Source organism: Salinibacterium sp. NYA9b, from assembly GCF_976973725.1.
In genome coordinates this window covers 1,184,394-1,205,291 of the sequence record NZ_OZ333476.1, presented here as the reverse complement: position 1 = coordinate 1,205,291, position 20,898 = coordinate 1,184,394, and the positions used below count along the sequence as shown (strand labels likewise).

Annotated in this window: 22 protein-coding genes; 4 read left to right on the top strand and 18 right to left on the bottom strand. The window is 60.9% G+C overall.

Going from position 1 to position 20,898, the window contains the following annotated elements:
• Window positions 1–22 precede the first annotated feature (22 nt).
• The 14 genes from ACWFSR_RS05690 to ACWFSR_RS05625 all read right to left on the bottom strand — a co-directional run bounded on the left by ACWFSR_RS05690 (window position 23) and on the right by ACWFSR_RS05625 (window position 14,599).
• Window positions 23–874 carry a regulatory protein RecX gene (locus ACWFSR_RS05690; protein WP_447523293.1) on the bottom strand — a complete coding sequence of 284 codons (852 nt, stop codon included), beginning with the start codon at window positions 872–874 and terminating at the stop codon, window positions 23–25.
• A 9-nt stretch (window positions 875–883) separates the two neighbouring features.
• Window positions 884–2,050, bottom strand: coding sequence for a recombinase RecA (gene recA, locus ACWFSR_RS05685; protein WP_197108703.1), 1,167 nt, complete (start codon window positions 2,048–2,050; stop codon window positions 884–886).
• A 243-nt stretch (window positions 2,051–2,293) separates the two neighbouring features.
• Window positions 2,294–2,518 carry a DUF3046 domain-containing protein gene (locus tag ACWFSR_RS05680; RefSeq protein WP_197108705.1) on the bottom strand — a complete coding sequence of 75 codons (225 nt, stop codon included), beginning with the start codon at window positions 2,516–2,518 and terminating at the stop codon, window positions 2,294–2,296.
• A 111-nt stretch (window positions 2,519–2,629) separates the two neighbouring features.
• Complete coding sequence (locus ACWFSR_RS05675; protein WP_197108707.1) at window positions 2,630–2,938, bottom strand: helix-turn-helix domain-containing protein; 309 nt, start codon at window positions 2,936–2,938, stop codon at window positions 2,630–2,632.
• Between the two features lie 206 nt (window positions 2,939–3,144).
• A complete protein-coding gene (locus ACWFSR_RS05670) occupies window positions 3,145–3,642 on the bottom strand; it encodes a CinA family protein (protein ID WP_197108710.1) in 498 nt (165 codons plus the stop codon).
• A gap of 10 nt (window positions 3,643–3,652) precedes the next feature.
• Window positions 3,653–4,246: a CDP-diacylglycerol--glycerol-3-phosphate 3-phosphatidyltransferase gene (gene pgsA / locus ACWFSR_RS05665; protein WP_197110607.1), complete on the bottom strand. Its 594-nt coding sequence runs from the start codon at window positions 4,244–4,246 to the stop codon at window positions 3,653–3,655.
• A 67-nt stretch (window positions 4,247–4,313) separates the two neighbouring features.
• Window positions 4,314–7,073 (bottom strand): FtsK/SpoIIIE family DNA translocase, encoded by a 2,760-nt coding sequence (locus ACWFSR_RS05660; RefSeq protein WP_231600163.1) that lies wholly within the window; start codon window positions 7,071–7,073, stop codon window positions 4,314–4,316.
• A 73-nt stretch (window positions 7,074–7,146) separates the two neighbouring features.
• Window positions 7,147–8,562, bottom strand: coding sequence for an ABC transporter permease (locus ACWFSR_RS05655; protein ID WP_447523292.1), 1,416 nt, complete (start codon window positions 8,560–8,562; stop codon window positions 7,147–7,149).
• Entirely contained in the window at window positions 8,559–9,284 is a 726-nt protein-coding gene (locus ACWFSR_RS05650) for an ABC transporter ATP-binding protein (RefSeq protein WP_447523291.1), read from the bottom strand. The genes ACWFSR_RS05655 and ACWFSR_RS05650 overlap by 4 nt, the downstream gene beginning before the upstream one ends.
• The gene (locus ACWFSR_RS05645; RefSeq protein ID WP_447523290.1) at window positions 9,284–10,258 is read right to left on the bottom strand and encodes an efflux RND transporter periplasmic adaptor subunit; all 975 of its coding nucleotides are present in this window, start codon (window positions 10,256–10,258) and stop codon (window positions 9,284–9,286) included. The genes ACWFSR_RS05650 and ACWFSR_RS05645 overlap by 1 nt, the downstream gene beginning before the upstream one ends.
• A gap of 196 nt (window positions 10,259–10,454) precedes the next feature.
• Window positions 10,455–12,131 (bottom strand): ribonuclease J, encoded by a 1,677-nt coding sequence (locus tag ACWFSR_RS05640; protein ID WP_197108719.1) that lies wholly within the window; start codon window positions 12,129–12,131, stop codon window positions 10,455–10,457.
• Window positions 12,132–12,224: 93 nt separating this feature from the next.
• Window positions 12,225–13,199, bottom strand: a complete 975-nt coding sequence (gene dapA, locus ACWFSR_RS05635) for a 4-hydroxy-tetrahydrodipicolinate synthase (RefSeq protein ID WP_197108723.1) — start codon at window positions 13,197–13,199, stop codon at window positions 12,225–12,227.
• A gap of 9 nt (window positions 13,200–13,208) precedes the next feature.
• A complete protein-coding gene (locus ACWFSR_RS05630; RefSeq protein ID WP_447523289.1) occupies window positions 13,209–13,793 on the bottom strand; it encodes a dihydrofolate reductase in 585 nt (194 codons plus the stop codon).
• Window positions 13,790–14,599, bottom strand: coding sequence for a thymidylate synthase (locus ACWFSR_RS05625; RefSeq protein WP_197108725.1), 810 nt, complete (start codon window positions 14,597–14,599; stop codon window positions 13,790–13,792). The genes ACWFSR_RS05630 and ACWFSR_RS05625 overlap by 4 nt, the downstream gene beginning before the upstream one ends.
• A 134-nt stretch (window positions 14,600–14,733) precedes the next feature.
• On the opposite strand from ACWFSR_RS05625, the gene ACWFSR_RS05620 reads away from it, so the two are divergent.
• Both ACWFSR_RS05620 and ACWFSR_RS05615 read left to right on the top strand, forming a co-directional pair.
• Window positions 14,734–15,159, top strand: a complete 426-nt coding sequence (locus ACWFSR_RS05620) for an OsmC family peroxiredoxin (protein WP_197108727.1) — start codon at window positions 14,734–14,736, stop codon at window positions 15,157–15,159.
• Between the two features lie 2 nt (window positions 15,160–15,161).
• Window positions 15,162–16,073 carry a TIGR01777 family oxidoreductase gene (locus ACWFSR_RS05615; protein WP_447523288.1) on the top strand — a complete coding sequence of 304 codons (912 nt, stop codon included), beginning with the start codon at window positions 15,162–15,164 and terminating at the stop codon, window positions 16,071–16,073.
• Between the two features lie 28 nt (window positions 16,074–16,101).
• Here ACWFSR_RS05615 and ACWFSR_RS05610 read toward each other — a convergent pair whose 3' ends face one another.
• Together ACWFSR_RS05610 and dapB are read right to left on the bottom strand one after the other, a co-directional pair.
• Entirely contained in the window at window positions 16,102–16,557 is a 456-nt protein-coding gene (locus ACWFSR_RS05610) for a hypothetical protein (RefSeq protein ID WP_197110611.1), read from the bottom strand.
• Window positions 16,554–17,309: a 4-hydroxy-tetrahydrodipicolinate reductase gene (dapB, locus tag ACWFSR_RS05605; protein ID WP_447523287.1), complete on the bottom strand. Its 756-nt coding sequence runs from the start codon at window positions 17,307–17,309 to the stop codon at window positions 16,554–16,556. Before dapB ends, ACWFSR_RS05610 begins: the two co-directional genes overlap by 4 nt.
• Before the next feature lie 70 nt (window positions 17,310–17,379).
• On the opposite strand from dapB, the gene ACWFSR_RS05600 reads away from it, so the two are divergent.
• Window positions 17,380–17,919 carry a GNAT family N-acetyltransferase gene (locus ACWFSR_RS05600; RefSeq protein ID WP_447523286.1) on the top strand — a complete coding sequence of 180 codons (540 nt, stop codon included), beginning with the start codon at window positions 17,380–17,382 and terminating at the stop codon, window positions 17,917–17,919.
• Between the two features lie 68 nt (window positions 17,920–17,987).
• Here ACWFSR_RS05600 and ACWFSR_RS05595 read toward each other — a convergent pair whose 3' ends face one another.
• Both ACWFSR_RS05595 and ACWFSR_RS05590 read right to left on the bottom strand, forming a co-directional pair.
• Window positions 17,988–18,590: a histidine phosphatase family protein gene (locus ACWFSR_RS05595; protein WP_197108911.1), complete on the bottom strand. Its 603-nt coding sequence runs from the start codon at window positions 18,588–18,590 to the stop codon at window positions 17,988–17,990.
• Window positions 18,591–18,608: 18 nt separating this feature from the next.
• Window positions 18,609–19,979, bottom strand: a complete 1,371-nt coding sequence (locus ACWFSR_RS05590) for a M16 family metallopeptidase (RefSeq protein WP_447523285.1) — start codon at window positions 19,977–19,979, stop codon at window positions 18,609–18,611.
• A gap of 310 nt (window positions 19,980–20,289) precedes the next feature.
• Between ACWFSR_RS05590 and ACWFSR_RS05585 the strand changes: the two genes are divergently transcribed.
• A complete protein-coding gene (locus ACWFSR_RS05585; RefSeq protein WP_447523284.1) occupies window positions 20,290–20,880 on the top strand; it encodes a TetR/AcrR family transcriptional regulator in 591 nt (196 codons plus the stop codon).
• The last annotated feature ends 18 nt before the right edge of the window (window positions 20,881–20,898 follow it).

Genomic DNA, 20,898 nt, shown 5'->3' with positions numbered 1-20,898 from the left:
AGGCGCGAAGCTCGCCGAACTTCTAGCGAAAGCGGGGACCGTTCGATGATCCGCCGGCACCGGGTGCCAGCGCGGTGTTGACTGCCGATGACACCACAGAGCCGGAGTAGCCTCTGCGAAGCAGGAATCCGCTGAGGCGGCGCTTGGCCGTTTCGTTGTCGAGTGAGCGGAGTTGTGGTGCGCGTTTGAGCGCGACTTCATTTGCGCGTTCTTGTTCTTCATCACGCTCAAAGTCGACGACGGCGTCAATATGCTCTTGGTCGATCTTTCGACGACGAAGTTCCGCAATGATTCCGCCGGAGCCGAGGCCTTTACGTTCGCGCAATGTGCGGGTGAGCGTTTCGGCGAGGGCCGCATCGTCGAGGAGCGCGGATCCTTCAAGACGCTCGATCTCTGCCTCGACCTCGTCGGACTCGAATTCACGCGTTCCGAGAAACTGGGTCATCTCGTGCGAGGACATCCCGCGGCGAGCAAGCGCCCGCATGCTGACTCGGCTGATCTCGGAGAAGCCGTCGCGGGCTTGCTTTCGTGCCTTGCGCGACGAACCATCTTCCGGCTCCACCGTTGCTGATCCGTTAGCGGGATGATCGGCCGAAACCGTTGCTTCTGAAGCAACCGGTTCAGGGACGAATCGTGGCTCGCGACGTGTTGCTGGCTGCGGTTCTTCTTCTTTTTCGCTGGCCGGACTGAAGTCACGCATTGTGGGCAGTGCGCGAAGCACAGCCTGCGGTTCTTCAACGGCCTCAGCTGCCCATTGTTCTTCTGCGGAGGATTCCTCCGGCGACGACTCCACCACATCAGCGCGCGCAGCGCTAGACCTGTCAGCAAAGAGGTTGATGACGGGGGCGATGTAATCGTCGTCGGAGGAATTCACCAGTACTACCTACTGCCCAGAAGCCTTCTTGAGGGGCGCGGCAGCAGTCTTAGCCGCCACCGGCAATGTGGGGCCGTCAGCTTTGGCCTCAGCCTTAGCACTGGCCTTAGCGGCTTTCTCCGCAACAGCGGCAGCATCAGCAAGCGCTTTTGCTTCGCTTGCATTGGCAGCCTTAGCTTCGGCGCCGACACCGAGCTTGCGCATGATCTTTTGCTCAATCTCTAGCGCGATGGCCGGATTTTGGAGCAGGAAAGCACGAGACTTCTCTTTGCCCTGGCCGAGCTGGTCGCCATCGTAGGTGTACCACGCGCCCGACTTGCGGACGATTTCGTGGTCGACACCGAAGTCGATGAGGCTACCTTCGCGGGAGATACCAATGCCGTAGAGGATGTCGAACTCCGCCTGCTTGAACGGCGGAGCCATCTTGTTCTTCACGACCTTGACTCGCGTGCGGTTACCCACCGCATCCGTGCCGTCTTTAAGCGTTTCGATACGACGGATGTCGAGGCGCACTGACGCGTAGAACTTGAGCGCCTTACCGCCGGCGGTGGTTTCGGGGCTACCGAAGAAGACACCGATCTTTTCGCGCAGCTGGTTAATGAAAATCATGGTGGTGTTGGTCTGGCTCAGGCCACCGGTGAGCTTGCGCAGCGCCTGCGACATGAGTCGAGCTTGAAGACCAACGTGCGTGTCGCCCATCTCACCTTCGATTTCTGCGCGCGGAACCAACGCAGCAACCGAGTCGATAACGATCAGGTCGATAGAGCCACTTCGCACCAGCATGTCGGCGATTTCAAGCGCCTGCTCACCGGTGTCGGGCTGGGAAACGAGAAGGGCATCGATGTCGACGCCAAGCTTCGCTGCGTATTCCGGGTCGAGCGCGTGCTCGGCGTCGATGAAAGCTGCGATTCCGCCATTGCGCTGGGCGTTGGCGATGGCGTGCAGGGTGAGCGTGGTCTTACCCGAAGATTCCGGGCCGTAGATCTCGACGATACGGCCGCGGGGAAGCCCACCTATGCCGAGTGCGACATCCAAAGCGATGGAGCCGGTGGGAATAACCTCGACCGGAGCACGCTCATCGCTGCCGAGGCGCATGACTGAGCCCTTGCCGAACTGACGGTCAATTTGAGCGAGTGCGGTCTCAAGGGACTTCTCGCGGTCTGCTACTGATGGCATTACTTCTTCTCCAGTGGTCGTAGGTTGCTGCCCATAGGCTGTCGTGATTGGCGTGGACCGATGATGCAAGGCCCGCAACCTCCCGACAAAGGCTGTGTTGCTAATGCCACGCTACGGGCATGCTCTGACATTCCAGAGAAGCGACGTGCGTAACTCATCCAAACTCAATATTCGAAAGGATGTTAGGGAGAAGACTACCAATATCGAACAGATGTTCGAACCTGCCACGCAGAAGCGAAAAGATTACTTCTTGGGCTCGCGCTGGCCAACGCCATAGCGGCGATCCGCGGGGACGTCCATAGCGTCACACAGGGCGGCCCACACCTGTTTCGCGGGAACACCACGCGAAAGCGCTTGAGCCGCGGTCACGCCGCCGACTGGACCAAGCACCTGATCGTTGACGAGAACGCGGCCGTAGGGCTCGCCGAACTCATCGGAGACAGCCAACCAGAACTCACTCAATCGCATTACTCCACCCTAAACGCGACAACAGCACGCCGAACGCACGAATGCCCCGCTCCACACCGGAACGGGGCACTGACGCGATGACAGCGACGTGATGACACTGACGTGATGGGGTTAGCGCGAAACCAGGTTCGAATCGAACTCTGCGACGAGTTCGTCGGGCAGAGTATCGGGAATCGTGGTTGCGCCTTCGATGACCGCTAGACGGTCGCCGACCTCGCGCATAATCACGGAGATGGGCGTATCGAGAGCTTCAGCTACCGAGGCAAGAATTTCAGAACTCGCCTCCTTCTGACCACGTTCAACCTCACTGAGGTATCCGAGAGCAACGCTCGCCTTACTTGCGACCTGTCGAAGGGTGCGTCCCTTTTGCAAGCGGAAGTCGCGGAGAACGTCACCGATTTCTTGACGAACTAGAACCATTGGACACTCCCTTTCTGACTGAATCGTGCGACCAGACTATTCTGGATAGCTAAGACTACAGCCACTTTATGTTCTGAACTCTAACCGCTCCACACTGGAGAAGCCTTGTGAGTTCGCTTACTGTAACCGAGCCGAAACATGGATTATTCCCGGCCTCTGCCACGACCTGTCACCAGTTCTGGGGACAACCAAACCACCTGCGAGAACTAGTCTTCCGACGTGAGGTAGTCATACAAACACTGCAGCGCCTCGTGCACGGCCTGCACACGAATCTCGTGTCGATCCCCCGCAAAGTGGAAATCTCTCGTCTCGACGAAGCCAGTGGCCGCGAAACCGATGAACACGGTTCCAGGCGGCTTGCCCTCGTGAGAGTCGGGCCCCGCGACACCCGTCGTTGCCAAGCCGAAGTAGGCCTGTTGCTCGCCGACCCCGAGAATGTCGCGCGCTCCCGTGGCCATGTGTGCTGCGACATCCGGATGCACCGTGCCGTGGATGGCGAGCAGACTTGCATCAACTCCGAGAACCTGATGTTTGATGGCGGTGTTGTAGGCCACCACTGCCCCATTGAGCACCGCGGAAGCACCGGGCACTGCCACGAGCGACGCGCACAACAGCCCTCCCGTCAAAGACTCGGCTAGAGCAAGGGTTTGTCGTTGTTCGGTGAGAATCGCCACGATCTTCGTGGCGAGTTCTTCAGTAGTCACTGGTGAAGGGTCACGCTCCTGAGTTGGATTTGCGGGTGTGGCGCCATGCCTGCCACAGGTATTCGATGCCGGTGTACATCGTCAAGATGAAAGCGATAGCCATCACGAACCAGTTCACCCAGAGGACCCACGGGCCGAGCACGGTGAACAACGGGACCAAGAAGAGAGAAATGGCGACGGCCTGCAGAACGGTCTTCAGCTTGCCTCCGCGGGAGGCCGGAACAACGACCTTCGACAGCACCGCAAAACGGTAGATCGTGATGCCGAACTCGCGGACCAAGATAAGGATCGTGATCCACCACGGCAGTTCACCCAGAATCGACAGGGCAACGAGAGCGCCACCGGTCAGAATCTTGTCGGCAATGGGATCGAGGATGATCCCGACGTTCGTGATGAGGTTTCTTCCGCGAGCCAGATGGCCATCGACGGTGTCAGTGACGATCGCGAAGATGAAGAGGGCTGCCGCCATATAGCGGATGAGCCCCATTTCGCCGTCATCGAGCAGCAGCATCCAAATGAAGAGCGGTGCTAGAAAGATCCGCACCACGGTGACGATGTTGGCGATGTTGGCATTCGACGCCGGAGAATCACCCTTGCGAACCATCCGACCACGAAATGAGCTGGTGCGGTGGGGCGGAGCGGATTCAGAAACTGGTTGGTCGCCCACGCGATCACTCCCGATCGGTCAAATTCCAGGCGTCCTCGTCTGAGGCGCTTTCTACTTCATCGTATCCGCTGAGAGACTCTTCTACCGCGTCAACCGGACCCGGCTCGTCTTCTCCCCGCAGTCGCGCGAGCACCGCTGGCAGCTGCTCAACCGACACGAGCACGTCACGCGCCTTCGAACCTTCTGATGGGCCGACGATCTCGCGCGATTCGAGCAAGTCCATAAGACGACCGGCCTTGGCGAACCCGACGCGCAGTTTGCGCTGCAGCATCGAGGTGGAGCCAAACTGCGTGCTGACAATGAGCTCGGTCGCCGCCAGCAGCACATCGAGGTCGTCCCCGATGTCAGCATCAATCTGCTTCTTCTCGGCGACAACAGCGACATCGTTGCGATACTCCGGTTGTGCCTGCGCGATCACGTGCTTCACGATTTCAGCTACTTCGCTCTCGGGAACCCACGCTCCTTGAACACGAATCGCCTTGGAAGCGCCCATCGGCAGGAAGAGTGCGTCTCCCTGACCGATGAGCTTGTCTGCGCCCGGCTGATCGAGGATCACGCGAGAGTCCGTCATGCTCGAGACCGCGAAAGCGAGTCGTGATGGCACGTTGGCCTTAATGAGTCCCGTGACGACGTCGACGCTGGGGCGCTGGGTGGCAAGCACGAGGTGGATTCCGGATGCTCGCGCCAACTGCGTGATTCGCACAATCGAGTCTTCGACGTCGCGCGGTGCGACCATCATGAGGTCGGCGAGCTCGTCGACAACGATCAGCAGGTACGGGTAGGGCTTGAGCTTGCGTTGGCTGCCTTCGGGAAGCTTGATCTCATCGGCGATGACCGCACGGTTGAAGTCGTCGATGTGACGGAAACCGAAACTGGCGAGATCGTCGTAGCGCATGTCCATCTCTTTCACGACCCACGCGAGGGCTTCAGCAGCCTTCTTCGGGTTCGTGATGATGGGCGTGATGAGGTGAGGAACCCCGGCATAGATCGAGAGCTCGACGCGCTTCGGGTCAATGAGAACCATGCGCACTTCGGCCGGCTTTGCCCGCATGAGCACCGAGGTGATCATGGAGTTCACAAAGCTCGACTTACCCGAGCCGGTCGAACCGGCAACCAACAGGTGGGGCATTTTCGCAAGGTTCGCTACGACAAAGCCACCCTCGACGTCCTTGCCAAGACCGATCGTCATGGGGTGTTCGCTCTTCGTGCTCGCGCTGGAACGCAGCACATCACCGAGCGACACGATCTCGCGGTCCTTGTTGGGAATCTCAACACCGATAGCGCTCTTGCCCGGGATGGGCGACAGGATGTTGACCTCGTTGCTTGCGACCGCGTAGCTGATGTTGCGGGCGAGCGCGGTGACGCGCTCCACCTTCACGCCAGGGCCGAGCTCAAGTTCATACCGCGTCACCGAGGGTCCGCGGCTGAAACCGGTGACCGTAGCATCCACGCTGAACTGCTTGAGCACTTCAGTGATCGCTGCAACGACTTCGTCATTCGCTGCCGAGCGCGACTTGGGCGGGGTTCCCGCCGAGAGCATCGCTGCCTGCGGGAGCCGATAGACCGAGGTCGACTGAGGAGTGGTCTCGTGCGGGCCGTCGAACTCGCCCGCATTGCCCTTTTCGCTCGCTTTGGTGGTGAAACCAGGCAGGATGCCGGGGCCGTCGTCACGCACGCCGGTGGCGGAAGCATCCACTTCTCCGGTCGCATACTTCTTGACCGCGTCTTCAGCCTTGAGGAGATCTTCGAGCAGCTCGACGCCGAACTCATCTTCTTTCTTGGTGAGATCTTTTGCTGCAGGCGGCTGAACCGGAGCGGCTGACGGCGAAGCGGTCGGGGCCACGATCTCAGTCGATTGGTCACGAGAAATTACGGGGCTATCAAAAGCCTTGTCTTGCGTCGGTTGCGACTTGTTGCGGCGCCACCAAGGCAGCGATCCCGTGTCGTTGGCATCCCCGAGCCCGATGTCGGTCAGAGACCCGAACTGAACGGAGTCGTTCGAGGTGGCACCAGCCTGAGCCTTGGCCGCGGCCCGTTCTTCATCCGTCTGCAGCTGTGCACCGAAAAGGTAAGCGTAAAGTTCGCGCAGTCGCGACGGCAGCCGATTGGGCGGGGTCTTCGTGACGATGAAGATCGAGAGCACCAGCAGAAGCACGATCAGGGGCACTGCAAGCCACACGCCACCAAGCCACAGCAGCGGATTAGCAAGCAGCCAGCCGAAGACGCCACCGGCGCGAGCAATAACTTCGGCGCCCTCTGAGGGATGCGGCTGCCCGGTGTACACGTGGCAGAGCGCTGCAACCGTCACGATAAGAATGCTGAGCCCGATGCCAATGCGGCCGTTGTCGTGAACGCTCGACGGATGCCGGAACATCCAGACCGCTAAGAGAAGCAGAATTACCGGCAATGCGAAGGCCACGCGCCCGACGAGACCACCGAAGGTGTATGCGTCGAGCGCGATCGCTACCGAGTCGGTGGGATTGAACCACTCGACGACGGCGCCAACGATCGCCAGCAGGAAGAAGAGGAAAGGAACACCGTCGCGACGCTCGTCTTTCGTGAGCTCTTCACGACCGAAAACGCGGAACGCTCCACCGACCATGTGTGCAAGCGCGAGCCACAGCTTGGTGAGGGGCCCTTCCGGCTCGACCGGAGGCTTCTTGCCTCGCGGCATCCGTTTAGTCGCTTGGGTCTTATTCGTGGTGTTTCTGGCGCGCGGTTTCGACGCACCCGAGCGCGAGGTCGACGATGTACGCGTAGCCATAATTCAACGCTACCGGTGGCCTCTGTCAGAGCGATGCAGCGACACTCATCGCGCCCGCTCTGCCGCACCAGCCCTAGTAGCGAATGGCATCGATAACTTTCACCCTGACCGCTACGAGTGCCGGCGTCAATCCCGCTAGCGCCCCTACTGCCGCGGATGCCGCGAGCGCGATCAACGCTGCCTCCAGCGGGAACGGTGGGAGATCTTGCACCCCGGGCGCAATGAGTTCTTGGACGGAGGGATTTTGAACGATGACGATCGCCAGCGCCACACCGATAACCCCCGCGGCGACCGATGCGACGACGCTCTCCATCATCACCGCGAAGAAGACTCGGCCAGCGGTGGCCCCAAAGGCTCGCCGTACTCCGATCTCTCGCACGCGGTACTTGACGGTCACGAGGGAGATGTTGACGAGGCCAAGAGCGCCGAGGAGAAGGATCAGGCCCGCGATGCCCCCGATCACCCATTGCAGAGGCTCGAGAGGACTAGGCCCGCCCCAGGCGAGATAGTCATTTCGGGTGACGATTGCTTGCCAGTCTGCGCCGAAGTCACCGACGATATCGCGAGTGATGATGTCTTGCAGCTGCGCGGATTGCTCTTCAGGAACCCACAGTTCGTAACTGATGTCGGATTGTTCCCCGGCGGAGGATCCGAGTAGGGCCCGGAATGGGTCGGCCAGCATCGACAGGGTGAGTCCCGTCGAGAAGGGTTGCGGGAGAAAGACTCCCACCACAACGGCGGTGGTGGTGGTCTCCCCTTCCAACACAATCGTCGGGTGGGTGCGCAGATCTGGGCGACCGAGCTGTTCGTAAAACTCGTCATTGATCACGACGGCGGGAGCAAGCCGGTTCGCATCCTCGTCGGTGAGCCAACGTCCCTCCCCGAGCTCAACGCGGTGCATGACACCATAGGCAGCGCTGACTCCCTGCACGGCCGTGTACTGCGAGCCGTTCACAAGGTTCGCCGTGACGCTTCCCCGCAATAGTGGAGTCGCATGGCTGATCTGGTAGCGCTCAATGATGTTTTCCATGCTGGCCATGAACGTGGTCGCGTCAGGATTCTGGGTTCCGCTTTCTTGGTACGGCGGATAGACGGCAAGCGTTGCGGGGCGACCGCTGCCCCGCTCAAACTGTTCCGTCTGGGCTTGGCCGAACACCGTCCCCGCTCCCACGACAGTGGCGAGTGCGCACACCGCGACACCGATACCGATCAGGCTCAACAAGACACGGGTGCGATTGATGCGCACCTCATCCCACGCTTCGACTACAGCCCCCACCGCACCGCTGAAGACCGCACCCCGCGGCTCGCGGCGAAGCTGCGCGAGAGCAGAGCCGGGGCGCGCGACCAATTCGGTGGATGCGGTCGGCTCAGCATCCACGCGTGTTGCGTCCGGTGGTGTCGTCTCCGTTACGTCGGCTCCCGTGAGAGCGATGGCGTCGTTCGGCTCGGTCGAAACGTGCTCAGTCTTTCTCTTTCGCCACCAGTTCATAGCGCAGCCTCAGGAAGGCTGGCCGCAAGCATCTTGTGCACGTCGATCGGCTCAAGAACCCCGCCGTCAAGACGGAAGTGCCGACGGGCGAGAGCTGCGACGTTCGGATCGTGCGTGATGGTGATGAGAGCAGCGCCTGACTGCTCAGCAACGTCATCCAACAGAGCCATCACCGTCTTGCCGGTCTCGACATCCAGAGCACCGGTCGGTTCGTCGGCGAGGATCAGGCGGGGGCTGCGAACAAGGGCGCGCGCGATAGCAACACGTTGTTGTTCACCGCCCGAGAGCTTCTCAGGCATCGAGGCCATCCGATCACCAAGCCCGACACGGTCGAGCATCTCTGCGGCGATAGCTTTACGTCGCCAAAATTGGCGCCCTGAGGCATAGAGCAAGGGGGTCATGACATTCTCGAGAGCCGTGCGGCCCGCAAGAAGATTGAACTGCTGAAAAATGAAGCCAACATCTCGTCCGCGCTTGCGATCGCGTTTGCTGCCCGCGAGTTTCTCGAGCGGCTCGCCGTCGAACACAATCCGACCTGAAGTGGGGTTGTCGATGAGCCCGAGGAGATTGAGCAGAGTTGATTTTCCTGACCCCGAGCGCCCCACAATGCTGATGTGGTCGCCAACCTCGACATCGAGAGTGATCCCTTTGAGGATCTCGAGTGTCGAGAAATCGGGCAACTCGACCGAGCGTGTGACTCCATCAAGCGAGAGCAACGGCATTAGTAACACACCACTTCGTCGCCGTCTTCGTAGCAGTTATCGGGAAGCGCCTCCTCGTCGACGGCTTCTGCGCCAGGCACGAACTGCAAGATAGTGTCACCCACTTCGAGGCCTGACACGACTTCGACGTTCACGCCGTCGTTGAGCCCCAAAACTACTTCTCTCAATTCGGTTGTGCCATCCGGCAGAACGAAATGAACGTTTCCGGAGCCGGCAGCACCCTCGACCGCAGTGATGGGCACAATCATGACGTCCTCGGCAATCCCGCCAGCAATTGTGATGTCGGCGGTGAGACCGGGAAAGACCACGACATCACTCGGCACGGTGCAGGACACTGTGGGCCCGGATGTCGCTTCCGCCCCCGCACCCGCCTCACTCGCCGACGCGAACGCGATGCTGAGCCCCGTGCAGGTAAAGGGCGCCGGACCGCCGTTGATGGCAACGCTCGCCTCTTTCGGACGATCCACGAGGCGATAAAGCTGTTCTGACGGTACGGTTCCGCTCACGATGTACGAGGGCGGAGCGACGCTGCCTACCGGAGACCCCACCTGAAACGACGACCCAATGAGCGCCGTGAAGTCCGTCAGCTTGCCCGTCGCCGGCGCCTCAACAATTTTCCACTGCGTTCCCGAGGTGCCATCGGGGTTGACCACTTCGGCCCGCAGCTTCAGGATCTCCTGACCCTTCTTTACCGATTGCCCGGCCGATACCGCCACTTCGCGCACCTCACCCGAGAGCGTCGCCGGGATCGGAACTGCTGCGGTAGCGGTGATGCTCCCCGTCAGCTCGACATCGTTGGTGATGGTTCCTGTCGCTACTTCGTAGTGCTGTTCTTCAATGGCGACCGTCGGGTACTCGAGACTGTCCTCGCTGAGAGCGTCACCAAAGAACGCGAATTTCACGAGCGCTGCCGCGATTATGGCAAAAATGATCATCCAGATGATGGGGAAGACCCACCTGCGCGCAACGCCCAATTGAAACCCCGAATCTGAAGGAAGCCCGTCGACACAGCCGAGCAATCTTCACATCACACCACCTCGGGGACCGAAAAACAAGCCCAACGTTCAACCGCGCGCAGACGTCAGCAATCCCCGGCGACGGCGCACGTGGAGAAAGGTTCCGGGTACACAAATGGCGCGGAAGCCGAAGCCGCCGCGCCATCCATAACACCTACGCTTCGATAATGACCGGAACGATCATCGGACGGCGACGGTGCTGAGTGTTCACCCAACGACCCACCGTGCGACGAACCACCTGAGCGAACGCGTGAGTATCGCGCGTGCCATTCTCGGCGGCATCCGTCAGCGCCTTGACCACCTGCGGAAGCACAGCGTCGAACACGCCTTCGTCTTCTGCGAAGCCTCGAGACTGGATCTCGGGCCCCACAATGACCTTGCCGGTTTGAGGATCCACCGCAACGAAGATGGAGATGAAACCCTCTTCGGCGAGGATACGGCGATCCTTGAGGTCGGCCTCCGTGATCTCGCCGACGCTCGAGCCATCGACGTACACGAAACCGACATCAAGCTGACCCACAACAGCCGCGTGGCCGTCCTTGAGGTCAATGACAGTGCCGTCTTCAGCAATGATCGTGTTTTCAGCGGGCACGCCCGACTGAATGGCGAGGTTCGCGTTTGCGACCAAGTGGCGGTACTCACCGTGAACGGGGAGAACATTCTTGGGGCGCAAGATGTTGTAGCAGTAGAGCAATTCGCCCGCAGCCGCGTGACCTGAGACGTGCACCTTGGCGTTCGCCTTGTGCACGACGTTGGCACCCAACTTGGTGAGGCCATTGATGACCCGGTACACCGCGTTCTCGTTGCCGGGGATGAGGCTCGAAGCGAGGATGACCGTGTCACCCTGACCGACCTCAATCTGGTGCTCCATGTTGGCCATGCGTGCCAGAACAGCCATCGGCTCGCCCTGGCTGCCGGTGGACATGTACACGAGCTGGTTGTCGGGGTAGTTGACGGCCTTCTTGGCGTCTAACAGAACCCCGTCGGGCACCTTGAGGAATCCGAGGTCTGACGCGATGCCCATGTTGCGCACCATGGAGCGCCCCATCAGAACAACCTTGCGGTTGTTGGCGATCGCGGCATCCAGAACCTGCTGAACACGATGGACGTGGCTCGAGAAGCTCGCGACGATAACGCGTCGCGGAGCCTTAGCGATAACCGCTTCGAGTACTGGGCCAATGTCGCGCTCGTTGGGCGTGAAGCCGGGAACGTCGGCGTTGGTGGAGTCGGAGAGGAACAGGTCGATTCCCGCTTCGCCCAGACGCGCAAACGCACGCAGGTCGGTGATGCGGTTATCGAGGGGCAACTGGTCCATCTTGAAGTCACCCGTGTGCAGGACGGTGCCCGCGTCAGTGGTGATGGCGACAGCAAGAGCATCCGGAATCGAGTGGTTGACGGCAACGAACTCAAGATCGAAGGGGCCGATCTTCTCTTTCTGGCCCTCGGTGACGTTGAGGGTGTACGGCTTGATGCGGTGCTCCTTGAGCTTCGCCTCAATCAACGCGAGCGTGAGAGTCGAACCGATCAGCGGGATGTCTTGGCGCAAACGCAAGAGATAGGGAACAGCACCGATGTGGTCCTCGTGGCCGTGCGTGAGCACAATGCCGAGGATGTCATCGAGACGATCACGAATCGAGCTGAAGTCGGGCAGGATCAGGTCGACACCGGGCTGGTGTTCCTCAGGGAACAACACGCCACAGTCAACGATGAGAATCTTGCCGTCAATTTCGAACGTGGTCATGTTGCGACCGATTTCGCCAAGACCACCAATCGGGGTGACACGAAGCGTGCCCGATTCGAGGGCGGGCGGATCAAAAATAGAAACTGGCATTCAGTACCTTGCAGCTAGTTGTGTGGGGCCGTCAGCCCCCGTGCGAAAAATGTGGGCCATGCCCGTGGCAGAGCCTACCCCGCGTGGGTGAACCTAGCGGGTTGCCCCGGCAATCTTGGGCAGGGCTCCCCCGGCCGCGGCATTGCGGTCAGGGCGAAAATTGGACAGATCGAGCCCCTTAATACCCGAGACGAGAGCCAACTCGTCTTCGATGAGGGCCGCCTCAGCGTCTTCGGGGCCTACGAGCGGCAAGCGCACGCGCGGACTCGAAATACGGCCGAGACCGTGAAGGATGTACTTGGCTGCAACCGTGCCGGGTACGTGAGTCATCGCAGCGCGCACGAGTGGCTCGAGAGCTTGGTGGGCGGCCGTTGCGGTTGCAAGGTCGCCAGCATTGACGGCATCCACGATCACGCGGTACGGCGCTGGCGCGATGTTGGCCGTCACGCCGATAAGGCCAGAGGCACCGATCGACAAGTGCGGCAAGACGTTGGAGTCGTCACCGGAGAAGTACATGAGGTCAGTCTGGTTGAGCACGCGGCTCACCTCGCTGAAGTCACCCTTGGCGTCTTTGACGGCGAGAATGTTGGGGTGCTTGGCGGCACGAAGAATGGTTTCGTACGTGATCGGGATTCCCGTGCGTCCGGGAATGTCATACAAGATCACCGGCAAATCAGTCGCGTCCGCAATCATGCGGAAGTGCGTGAGCACACCGGACTGAGTGGGCTTGTTGTAGTACGGCGTGACGATCATGACGCCGTCAGCGCCCGCCTTCTCGCTCGCTTTGTAGAGCTCGATGGCGTGTGCGGTCTCGTTGGAGCCACCGCCCGTGATGATCTTGGCGCGCCCACCAGAGACTGACTTGGCCACCTCTACGAGCTTGATCTTCTCGGGATCAGTGAGCGTGCTCGTCTCCCCCGTGGTGCCCGTGACGACGATGCCGTCGGCCCCAGAGGTGATCACGCTATCGATGTGCTTCTCTACATCGGCCCAATCGACTTCACCCTCAGAGGTGAAGGGCGTAATGAGCGCAACAAGGACTTGGCCGAAGGGATTCTCTTTAGTCACCCCTCTAGGCTACCGCTGCTGAGGCTCTTGGTTCTCGTAACGCAAAAATCGGTACCGGAGATCGGTGGATGACGTGTGCCAGCCGTCGACCGGATCGGTGGCGGCGAGCATCCACTCGTCATCGAGCGCGGGTGCCACTGTGTCGCCATCGAACGTGGCGGCGATCTCGGTAATCTCCACACGATCGGCATGATCAAGGACTGAGGAGAAGATTTCCGCTCCCCCGATGACCCACACGGTGTCCAGTGCGCCGGTGGCGTCAGCGTCAGCAGAAACGGCGGCCCCGGAATCAGCGGATGCCGCAGCCAGCTCAATCGCCGCGTCAACGCTGTGCGCGACTTCGGCTCCGCTCGCGGCCCACGTTTCTTGGCGAGTGACAACAATATTGCGTCGCCCTGGCAGTGGGCGAAACCGTGGATTCAGGGAATCCCACGTCTTGCGCCCCATGATGACGGGGCTGCCGAGGGTGAGTTCTTTGAAGTGTTTGAGGTCTTCGGGCAAGTGCCACGGCATCGAGCCGTCGTGACCGATGATTCCACCGGCGGACTGTGCCCAGATCAGGGCGACAGAGAAAGCGCGGCCGTTGCCGCTCACACTGCGACCGGGGCTTTGATGGCCGGGTGGTGCTCGTAGCCGACAACCTCAAAGTCTTCGAAGGTGTAGTCGAAGATGCTCGCTGGCTTCGTAGTGATCGCCAGCTGCGGTGCCGCAAACGGCTCGCGAGACAGCTGTTCTGTCACTTGCTCAACGTGGTTGTCGTAGATGTGGCAGTCGCCGCCCGTCCAGACGAAGTCACCGACCTCGAGACCGGTCTGCTCAGCGACAAGGTGAGTGAGCAGCGCGTAGCTCGCAATATTGAAGGGCACACCCAAGAACAGGTCGGCACTGCGCTGGTAGAGCTGGCAAGACAGCTTGCCGTCTGCAACATAGAACTGGAAGAACGCGTGACACGGCGCAAGAGCCATCTTGGGGATATCGGCGGGGTTCCACGCCGTCACAATCAACCGACGGGAATCGGGATTGTCTTTGATTTGCTCGATGACCTCGGAGATCTGGTCGATCTGCTCACCAGACGGTGTCGGCCAGGAGCGCCACTGAACCCCATAGACGGGGCCAAGCTCGCCGTCGGCATCCGCCCATTCATTCCAAATGCTGACGCCGTTGTCGCGCAACCATGACACGTTGCTTTCGCCGCGCAAGAACCACAACAGCTCGTAGGCGATCGATTTGAAATGCACCCGTTTAGTCGTGATGAGAGGAAACCCCTCGGCGAGGTTGAATCGCAGCTGACGCCCGAACACACTGCGTGTGCCCGTGCCGGTGCGGTCGCCCTTAGCTACGCCGTTCGCGAGAGTGTCGCGCAGCAGGTCTTCATATGGGGTTGCGATCGTGGATGCCATCGAACCAATAGTACTGAGTGCACCGTGCGTGGCGCCACGGTCCGGCAGCGCGGCGACCGGCACCGGTTTCACACGGCTTTCTCATGCGCGCTGCATAGCCAACGCATAGTGTTGAGATCGACGAAAGGACAGCAATGCCTGTTACGAGCGAAGCAACAACTCTCTGGTTCGGCGACCTCTTCAGCGGCAAAGGAACCACGTCGTTGGATTCCTCTGACGCCGCAGAATTCCCCGTTACCTGGGCCGCACGATCCGAAGGTCAAGAAGCAACAACGAACCCCGAAGAGCTTTTGGGTGCTGCCCATTCTGCGTGCTTTGCAATGGCGTTCTCTAACGGTCTCGCCGAGAACGGCACCCCGGCAGAAAGTCTTCAAGTCACTGCCGCTGTGACGTTCGATCCCGCCGAGGGCATCACCGGGAGCCACCTGCTGGTGAGCGCCAAAGTGGCGGACCTCAGCGAAGACGACTTTCAGCGATTGGCAACCGAAGCCAAAGAAGGTTGCCCCGTCTCACGGGCGCTGACCGGCATCCCCATCACCCTCGAAGCGAGCTTGGCCTAGCCATGAACGAGCCAGCTCCCCGTCCCCCGATTTCACGAGTCCTTGTTGCCGGCGCGTCTGGCTACATCGGAACAGAGCTGGTAGCCCAACTCACCGCGGCGGGATTCGAAGTGATGCAGCTTGTGCGTCGCGAACCGACTGCCGAGGGCGAATACGAGTGGGATCCACGAGCGGGCACGGCGGATGAACGGGCCATCGAGCGCGCAGACGCCGTCATCAACCTCGCTGGTGCGTCCACGGGCAAGCTCCCGTGGACGCCCAGCTATAAGCGCGAGATCCTGCGGTCGCGCGTTGACGGCACGCGAGCACTGGCCGAAGCTATTCGCCGCGCCTCGAATCCGCCCGTGGTGTTTCTCAGCGGGTCGGCCGTTGGCTACTTCGGCAGCCGCCCCGGTGAAGTGCTCACCGATGAGTCGAGCAAGGGAACAGGATTTCTCAGCGACGTCGTCTACGCCTGGGAGCAAGCAGCGCGGCTAACGCCGAGCACCACGCGGCTCGTCATGTTCCGCACCGGGATTGTGGTCGGCCAGGGCGGAGCATTCACACCGCTGAATTTCTTGACACGGTTCGGAGTTGGAAGCCGCCTCGGCAGTGGCACCCAGTATTGGCCGTGGATCAGCCTGCACGATGAAGCCGCGGCTATCGTCCATCTACTACGCAGCGACTTTGCCGGCGCCGTTTCGCTCGTCGGCCCTACCCCGGCGACAGCCGAAACCGTCACCACAACACTGGCGCGAAAAATGAAACGGCCACACTGGTTCGTCGTACCCAGCTTTGCGTTCCGGATGCTTGGCGACGCCGGTGAAGACCTCATCTTGGTCGATGAGAACGTTCAATCGCCCACACTTGCCAGCACGGGGTTCACGTTCCGCCACACGACTATCGAGCAGGCCATCGACGCATTCGTCGAGTAGAGGCGCCCTCGCCGACCAGCGAAGCTAGCTAGGCGGTGGGCGTCGGCTTCGCGCGCGAAAGCGCTATCGCCCGTCGCGTAGCCCAGCGGGCACGCTTGCGGTCGCCACTGGCGTCATACGCGAGCCCCAAGCGCAGCCAGGCGCGCCATGATTCTGGTGCAGCCTCAGCCTCGGAGCGATAGCGGTCGAAAGCGCGATCTGCCGTCGCCGGATCGGGGCGGCCGCTCGGTAAGAGCTCAACCGCCTCATCCGGCAGTGTGCCCTCATTCTCGAGGGTCGTGAGCAGCCGCTCGGCCCGGAAAATGAAAAACAATTCTGCGGCGAGCGCCCAAAAGCCGATCAGCGGCAGCACGAGCAAAGCCCAGCCCATGACGTTGGCAATGGGTTGATCGATGCGGATGAGCACGATCGAATAGTTGATCACGAAGATCATGTAGAGCGCGAGAAGCGCCACCATGCCCAGTGCGGCTATGCGTGTTTTCATGCGGAGGGTGTGCCCGATGCTGGTGAGAGGTCAATGAGTTGGTCGAGGCCCACTGTCACGCCGGTAGCGCTGACCACGGCACGGAGCCCTAACAGGATGCCGGCCTCGTAGGAATCCTGCGACATCGTACGGTGGTCGATGGTGAGCACTTCGCCTGGACCACCGAAAACGACCTGCTGGTGAGCGATCACTCCCGTCATCCGCAGGCTGTGCACCGGAATGCCGGCGACCTGCTCGCCACGGGCGCGCTGATCGACGTGCGGGGCCAACGCCGGGCCACGCTCCGAGCGAGCATCCGCCATGAGCTCGGCGGTGCGCACTGCGGTGCCCGACGGAGAATCGACCTTGGCGGCGTGGTGGCTCTCGATGATTTCGATCGAGTCGAAATAGCGAGCGGCGGCGGTCGCGAAGGAGGTCGCGAGGGCCGAGCCGAGAGAAAAGTTGGGGATGATGACTACGCCAGTCTCGGGAGTCTCCGTCAACGTTGAGCGCAAGCCCTGAACGCGGTCCTCGCTCCAGCCCGACGTACCGACGAGTACGCTCTTGCCGTTGCTGATCGCGAAATCGACAACCGAGGGTGAAACACTCGGCTCCGTGACATCCACCACAATGTCTGCCGCGAGCATCTCGCTGAGTTCAGACCGTGAGTTGAGGGCGGCGACGAGCGAGAAATCAGCAGCAGCCTCTACGACGCCACTGATGTATTTGCCCATGCGACCGGTTGCGCCGACTACCGCTACTTTCGTTGTCATTGTTCAAATCTACCAATCCTGAGCGGGCTCACCGACTACTCCCCCGCTGCGCCGCGAGTACTCTGGTGCTGTGCCACAGTTTCGCTCTCTTCCCGTGACGGATGCCCTCGCCCACGAACTTCTGACGGAATACTTCAGCTACCGCGCTGAGACCTTCCCGACGCCCTCCGGCTATGTCACGACGTTCCCCACGCCGGAACAGTTCTCTGAGCCGCGCGGGGTGTTCCTCGTCATCGAGACGGACCCCGAGCCTGCTGCCGGCCCCGAACGTGATGCGAAGCCCACCGTTGCACCGGGAGCATCCGCTCTTGATGCTCAGTCGCAGGCGACCGCACTCGGCTGTGGTGGCATCCGCCAGCTTGAGCCCGGTCGGTTCGAGGTGAAGCACCTGTGGGTGCGCCCCGAGGGTCGCGGTGCGGGTCTTGGCCGCCAGCTTCTCAGCGAACTCGAACGACGAGCACGCGCCTGGGGCGCTACGGAACTCGTACTCGACACCAACGAAAGCCTCGCCGCGGCAGGCGGGCTCTATCGTTCAAGCGGCTTCGAACCGTGCGAGCCCTACAACGACAATTCGAACGCCACTACCTGGTATCTCAAGACCCTGCGCTAATCGCTGTGTCTCAGTCCACTGCCACTGCCGCTCCAGCCTTGCGGAGCAGAGCTGTCTAGTAGGGCTGTCTAGTAGGGCTGTTCCGTGGGCAATCCGGTGCGAAGCTCAGCCGGCAAGTGGCCGAGGTCATTGTGCGTGACGAGCACGGGCGGCTTAGCACTGCGCACACGGATGATCGTCAGTCCGCAATTGGCTTGATTGAGGCCGAGCCAGCGCCACTGATCCCCGCCGAGCACTTCGCGCACGAACCACGAAATCACAAAGTTGTGGGTAATCAGAAGGTCATGACGGTCTTCGCGCGCCGGAGTCAAAAACTCGTTGACGGCGTCTTCCATCTGCGCCTGACCAGCGTCGATCTCTTCAGCCGTCACGGAACCGAAGAAGGGCTCAAAGGCTGCGGGCATATCGTGAGTGGGGCCACTGGGGATGCAGTCCATGAGCAGCGTCGTCGGCTGAGACTCGAGGGCGGGCATCCGCTCGGTCATAATCGCTGCCGTCTCCTCGGCACGCTGCAGCGGCGAATGGAACGCGCGCGTAAAGGGAACCCCGCTCAGTCGTTCGGAGATCGCTTGGGCCTGCCGGACACCTTTGCCCGACAACGGTCCGTCTGGCAACCCGTGCTCTGCGTCCTGCTGCTCTCCGTGCCGTACGAGATACAGGTAATGCGCCATCATCATTCCTTTGCTGATCTAGCTCTGGGCAACGCTGCCGAGAGCAAGCCCTGAGAACATCTCTTCGTTGACGGCCCCAACCGCTGCAATAGAGAGGGGGCGCGACGAGAGTTCGTGAGCAAGTTCTTGGATGTCGTCGGCAGTGACTGCCGAGATGCGGGCAATGGAGGCGTCGAGGTCGACGAACTCACCGAGAGTGAGCTCGCTGCGGCCGAGGCGTGACATGCGGGAATCGGAGTCTTCGAGCGCGAGCGCTGACCCTCCTCGCAGCTGGCCAATCGCGCGGCTGATCTCTTCGTCGGTGACGTGGGCGGTGCCGAGCTTATGAAACTCTTCGAGCATCAGGTCAGTGACCTGGGTTACTTTCTCGGGCGAGCATCCGGCGTAGATGCCAAAAACGCCTGCGTCGGAGTAGCTGGGCGAGAAGGAGTAGACGGAGTAGGCAAGCCCGCGCTTTTCGCGCACCTCTTGGAAGAGTCGCGATGACATGCCGCTGCCCAGGATGGAGTTCAACACCGTGAGCGTTGCGCGACGACTATCGGTCGCCGAGAGGCCTTCGACACCGGCGATGATGTTGGCCTGCTCGATCGGACGATGCGTGACGTGCAGTCGCTGGCCAGGGGTCAGCACCGGGGACAGGGCGCTACCGGAAAGGTCGCGACGGGCCACCGGGGCCGCTTCTGTCGAGAGGTCCCAGCCTGCCGCCACGAGGCACGACGTAATAGCGGCGACAAGTTCATCGTGGTCAACAGCCCCCGCGACCGTAATAACGAGGTCTTGCGGGCGGTAGTTGGCTTGGTAGTGATCCCAGACGGCATCGCGCGAGATCGCATTGATCGTCTCAGGGCTTCCCCCAATAGGACGGCCGAGCGGATGCGCGCCGAAGACGGCCTCAAAGTAGCGCTCGCTGGCAACATCCGTGGGATCGTCGTCGGCCATCGCCAGTTCCTCAAGGATGACGCCGCGCTCATTAGCGAACTCGGTGGGATCGATGAGGCTTGAGGTGAGCATGTCGCCAATGACGTCGATAGCCATCGGAAGGTCGATGTCTTGCACCTTGGCGTAGTAGCAGGTGTATTCCTTGGCCGTCATCGCGTTGTGCTCGCCGCCGACAGCGTCGAAGCTCACGGCAATGTCGAGCGCCGAGCGAGAGGCTGTGCCTTTGAACAAGAGGTGTTCAAGGAAGTGGGTGGCGCCGAACGTCTCAGGATGCTCGTCACGGGAGCCCGCAGCGACCCAGTAGCCCACGGTGGCGCTGCGCGCTCCGGGTACTTGCTCGCTCAGAATGCGCACACCGCTCGGCAAAACAGTTCTACGAACGAGACTGTCACCTGTTGCGGTGAACGACAGTTCGGGAAGGTCAAGAGGAAGAATTACAGCGTCGCTCATCACCACTGAGCCTACGTCATTTGTGTCTCTCCTGAGTCAGCGGCTCAAATGTGGTCGGATTCCGTCCCCCAAATTGGGGTGTAAAAAAGGGGACAGACAGACTTGTCTGTATGTCCTCATATGCTAATGTTCTTTGTAGGCACCCGAAGCCGACAACCCATCATCCGGACCCGAACCGGTTGATGTAAACCACATAACCCAGACCCGAATCCGGGTTATGAAACAAACCGCATCGCTTGGACCCGAATCTAGCGATGCACATAGTGGGGACAGTTCCTGATCCGAACCTCCACGGAAGGAGTGCGCTGCGATGGTATTTGAGACACCAGAGACCGCGCAGCGCGCTCCGGCCAAAGGCCGCATCTTAGAGACGGCCAACACCCTCTTCTACCAAGACGGCATTCTGAACGTCGGTGTAGACCGCATCATCGCCCAGTCGAGCGTGACCAAGGCAACCTTCTATAAGCACTACCGCTCAAAAGACAACCTCATCCTTGAGTACGTCAAGAGCCGCCGTGCCGCCGTTGAGGCCGAAGTTCAGTCGATCATCGACAATGCCGCCTCACCGCACGACGCCGTTCTTGGCCTCCTGGAGTCAGTCGCCGCCGAACTCACTAAGCCCGACTTCCGCGGATGCCCGTTCCTCAACGTTGTCGCGGAATTCCCCGACCCCACCCACCCGGTTCGCCTGCTGATCGCTGATCACCGCGACTGGTACAACGAGTCGCTGTACGAACTTATGCGCGCCGCAGAACATCCCTTTGCCGGAGACGCTGCTGACGAGCTCATGCTCGCCAAGGATGGCGCCCTCGCCGGCGGCTACGCCGGCGACACTATTGCCGCCGGCGCCGCTATGGCCCGCGTCGTCAAGCGCGTGCTCTCTGACGCCGTCAAGGTCTAGCCAGTCAGTCCCGCACCA

Bases quoted from the DNA above. Each gene is read 5' to 3' on its own strand.
- recA (WP_197108703.1), bottom strand. From the start codon at position 2,050: ATGCCATCAGTAGCAGACCGCGAGAAGTCCCTTGAGACCGCACTCGCT.
- ACWFSR_RS05680 (WP_197108705.1), bottom strand. From the start codon at position 2,518: ATGCGATTGAGTGAGTTCTGGTTGGCTGTCTCCGATGAGTTCGGCGAG.
- ACWFSR_RS05675 (WP_197108707.1), bottom strand. From the start codon at position 2,938: ATGGTTCTAGTTCGTCAAGAAATCGGTGACGTTCTCCGCGACTTCCGC.
- pgsA (WP_197110607.1), bottom strand. From the start codon at position 4,246: ATGGTTCGCAAGGGTGATTCTCCGGCGTCGAATGCCAACATCGCCAAC.
- ACWFSR_RS05660 (WP_231600163.1), bottom strand. From the start codon at position 7,073: ATGGCTACGCGTACATCGTCGACCTCGCGCTCGGGTGCGTCGAAACCG.
- ACWFSR_RS05655 (WP_447523292.1), bottom strand. From the start codon at position 8,562: ATGAACTGGTGGCGAAAGAGAAAGACTGAGCACGTTTCGACCGAGCCG.
- ACWFSR_RS05650 (WP_447523291.1), bottom strand. From the start codon at position 9,284: ATGCCGTTGCTCTCGCTTGATGGAGTCACACGCTCGGTCGAGTTGCCC.
- ACWFSR_RS05640 (WP_197108719.1), bottom strand. From the start codon at position 12,131: ATGCCAGTTTCTATTTTTGATCCGCCCGCCCTCGAATCGGGCACGCTT.
- ACWFSR_RS05625 (WP_197108725.1), bottom strand. From the start codon at position 14,599: ATGGCATCCACGATCGCAACCCCATATGAAGACCTGCTGCGCGACACT.
- ACWFSR_RS05620 (WP_197108727.1), top strand. From the start codon at position 14,734: ATGCCTGTTACGAGCGAAGCAACAACTCTCTGGTTCGGCGACCTCTTC.
- ACWFSR_RS05615 (WP_447523288.1), top strand. From the start codon at position 15,162: ATGAACGAGCCAGCTCCCCGTCCCCCGATTTCACGAGTCCTTGTTGCC.
- ACWFSR_RS05610 (WP_197110611.1), bottom strand. From the start codon at position 16,557: ATGAAAACACGCATAGCCGCACTGGGCATGGTGGCGCTTCTCGCGCTC.
- dapB (WP_447523287.1), bottom strand. From the start codon at position 17,309: ATGACAACGAAAGTAGCGGTAGTCGGCGCAACCGGTCGCATGGGCAAA.
- ACWFSR_RS05595 (WP_197108911.1), bottom strand. From the start codon at position 18,590: ATGGCGCATTACCTGTATCTCGTACGGCACGGAGAGCAGCAGGACGCA.
- ACWFSR_RS05590 (WP_447523285.1), bottom strand. From the start codon at position 19,979: ATGAGCGACGCTGTAATTCTTCCTCTTGACCTTCCCGAACTGTCGTTC.
- ACWFSR_RS05585 (WP_447523284.1), top strand. From the start codon at position 20,290: ATGGTATTTGAGACACCAGAGACCGCGCAGCGCGCTCCGGCCAAAGGC.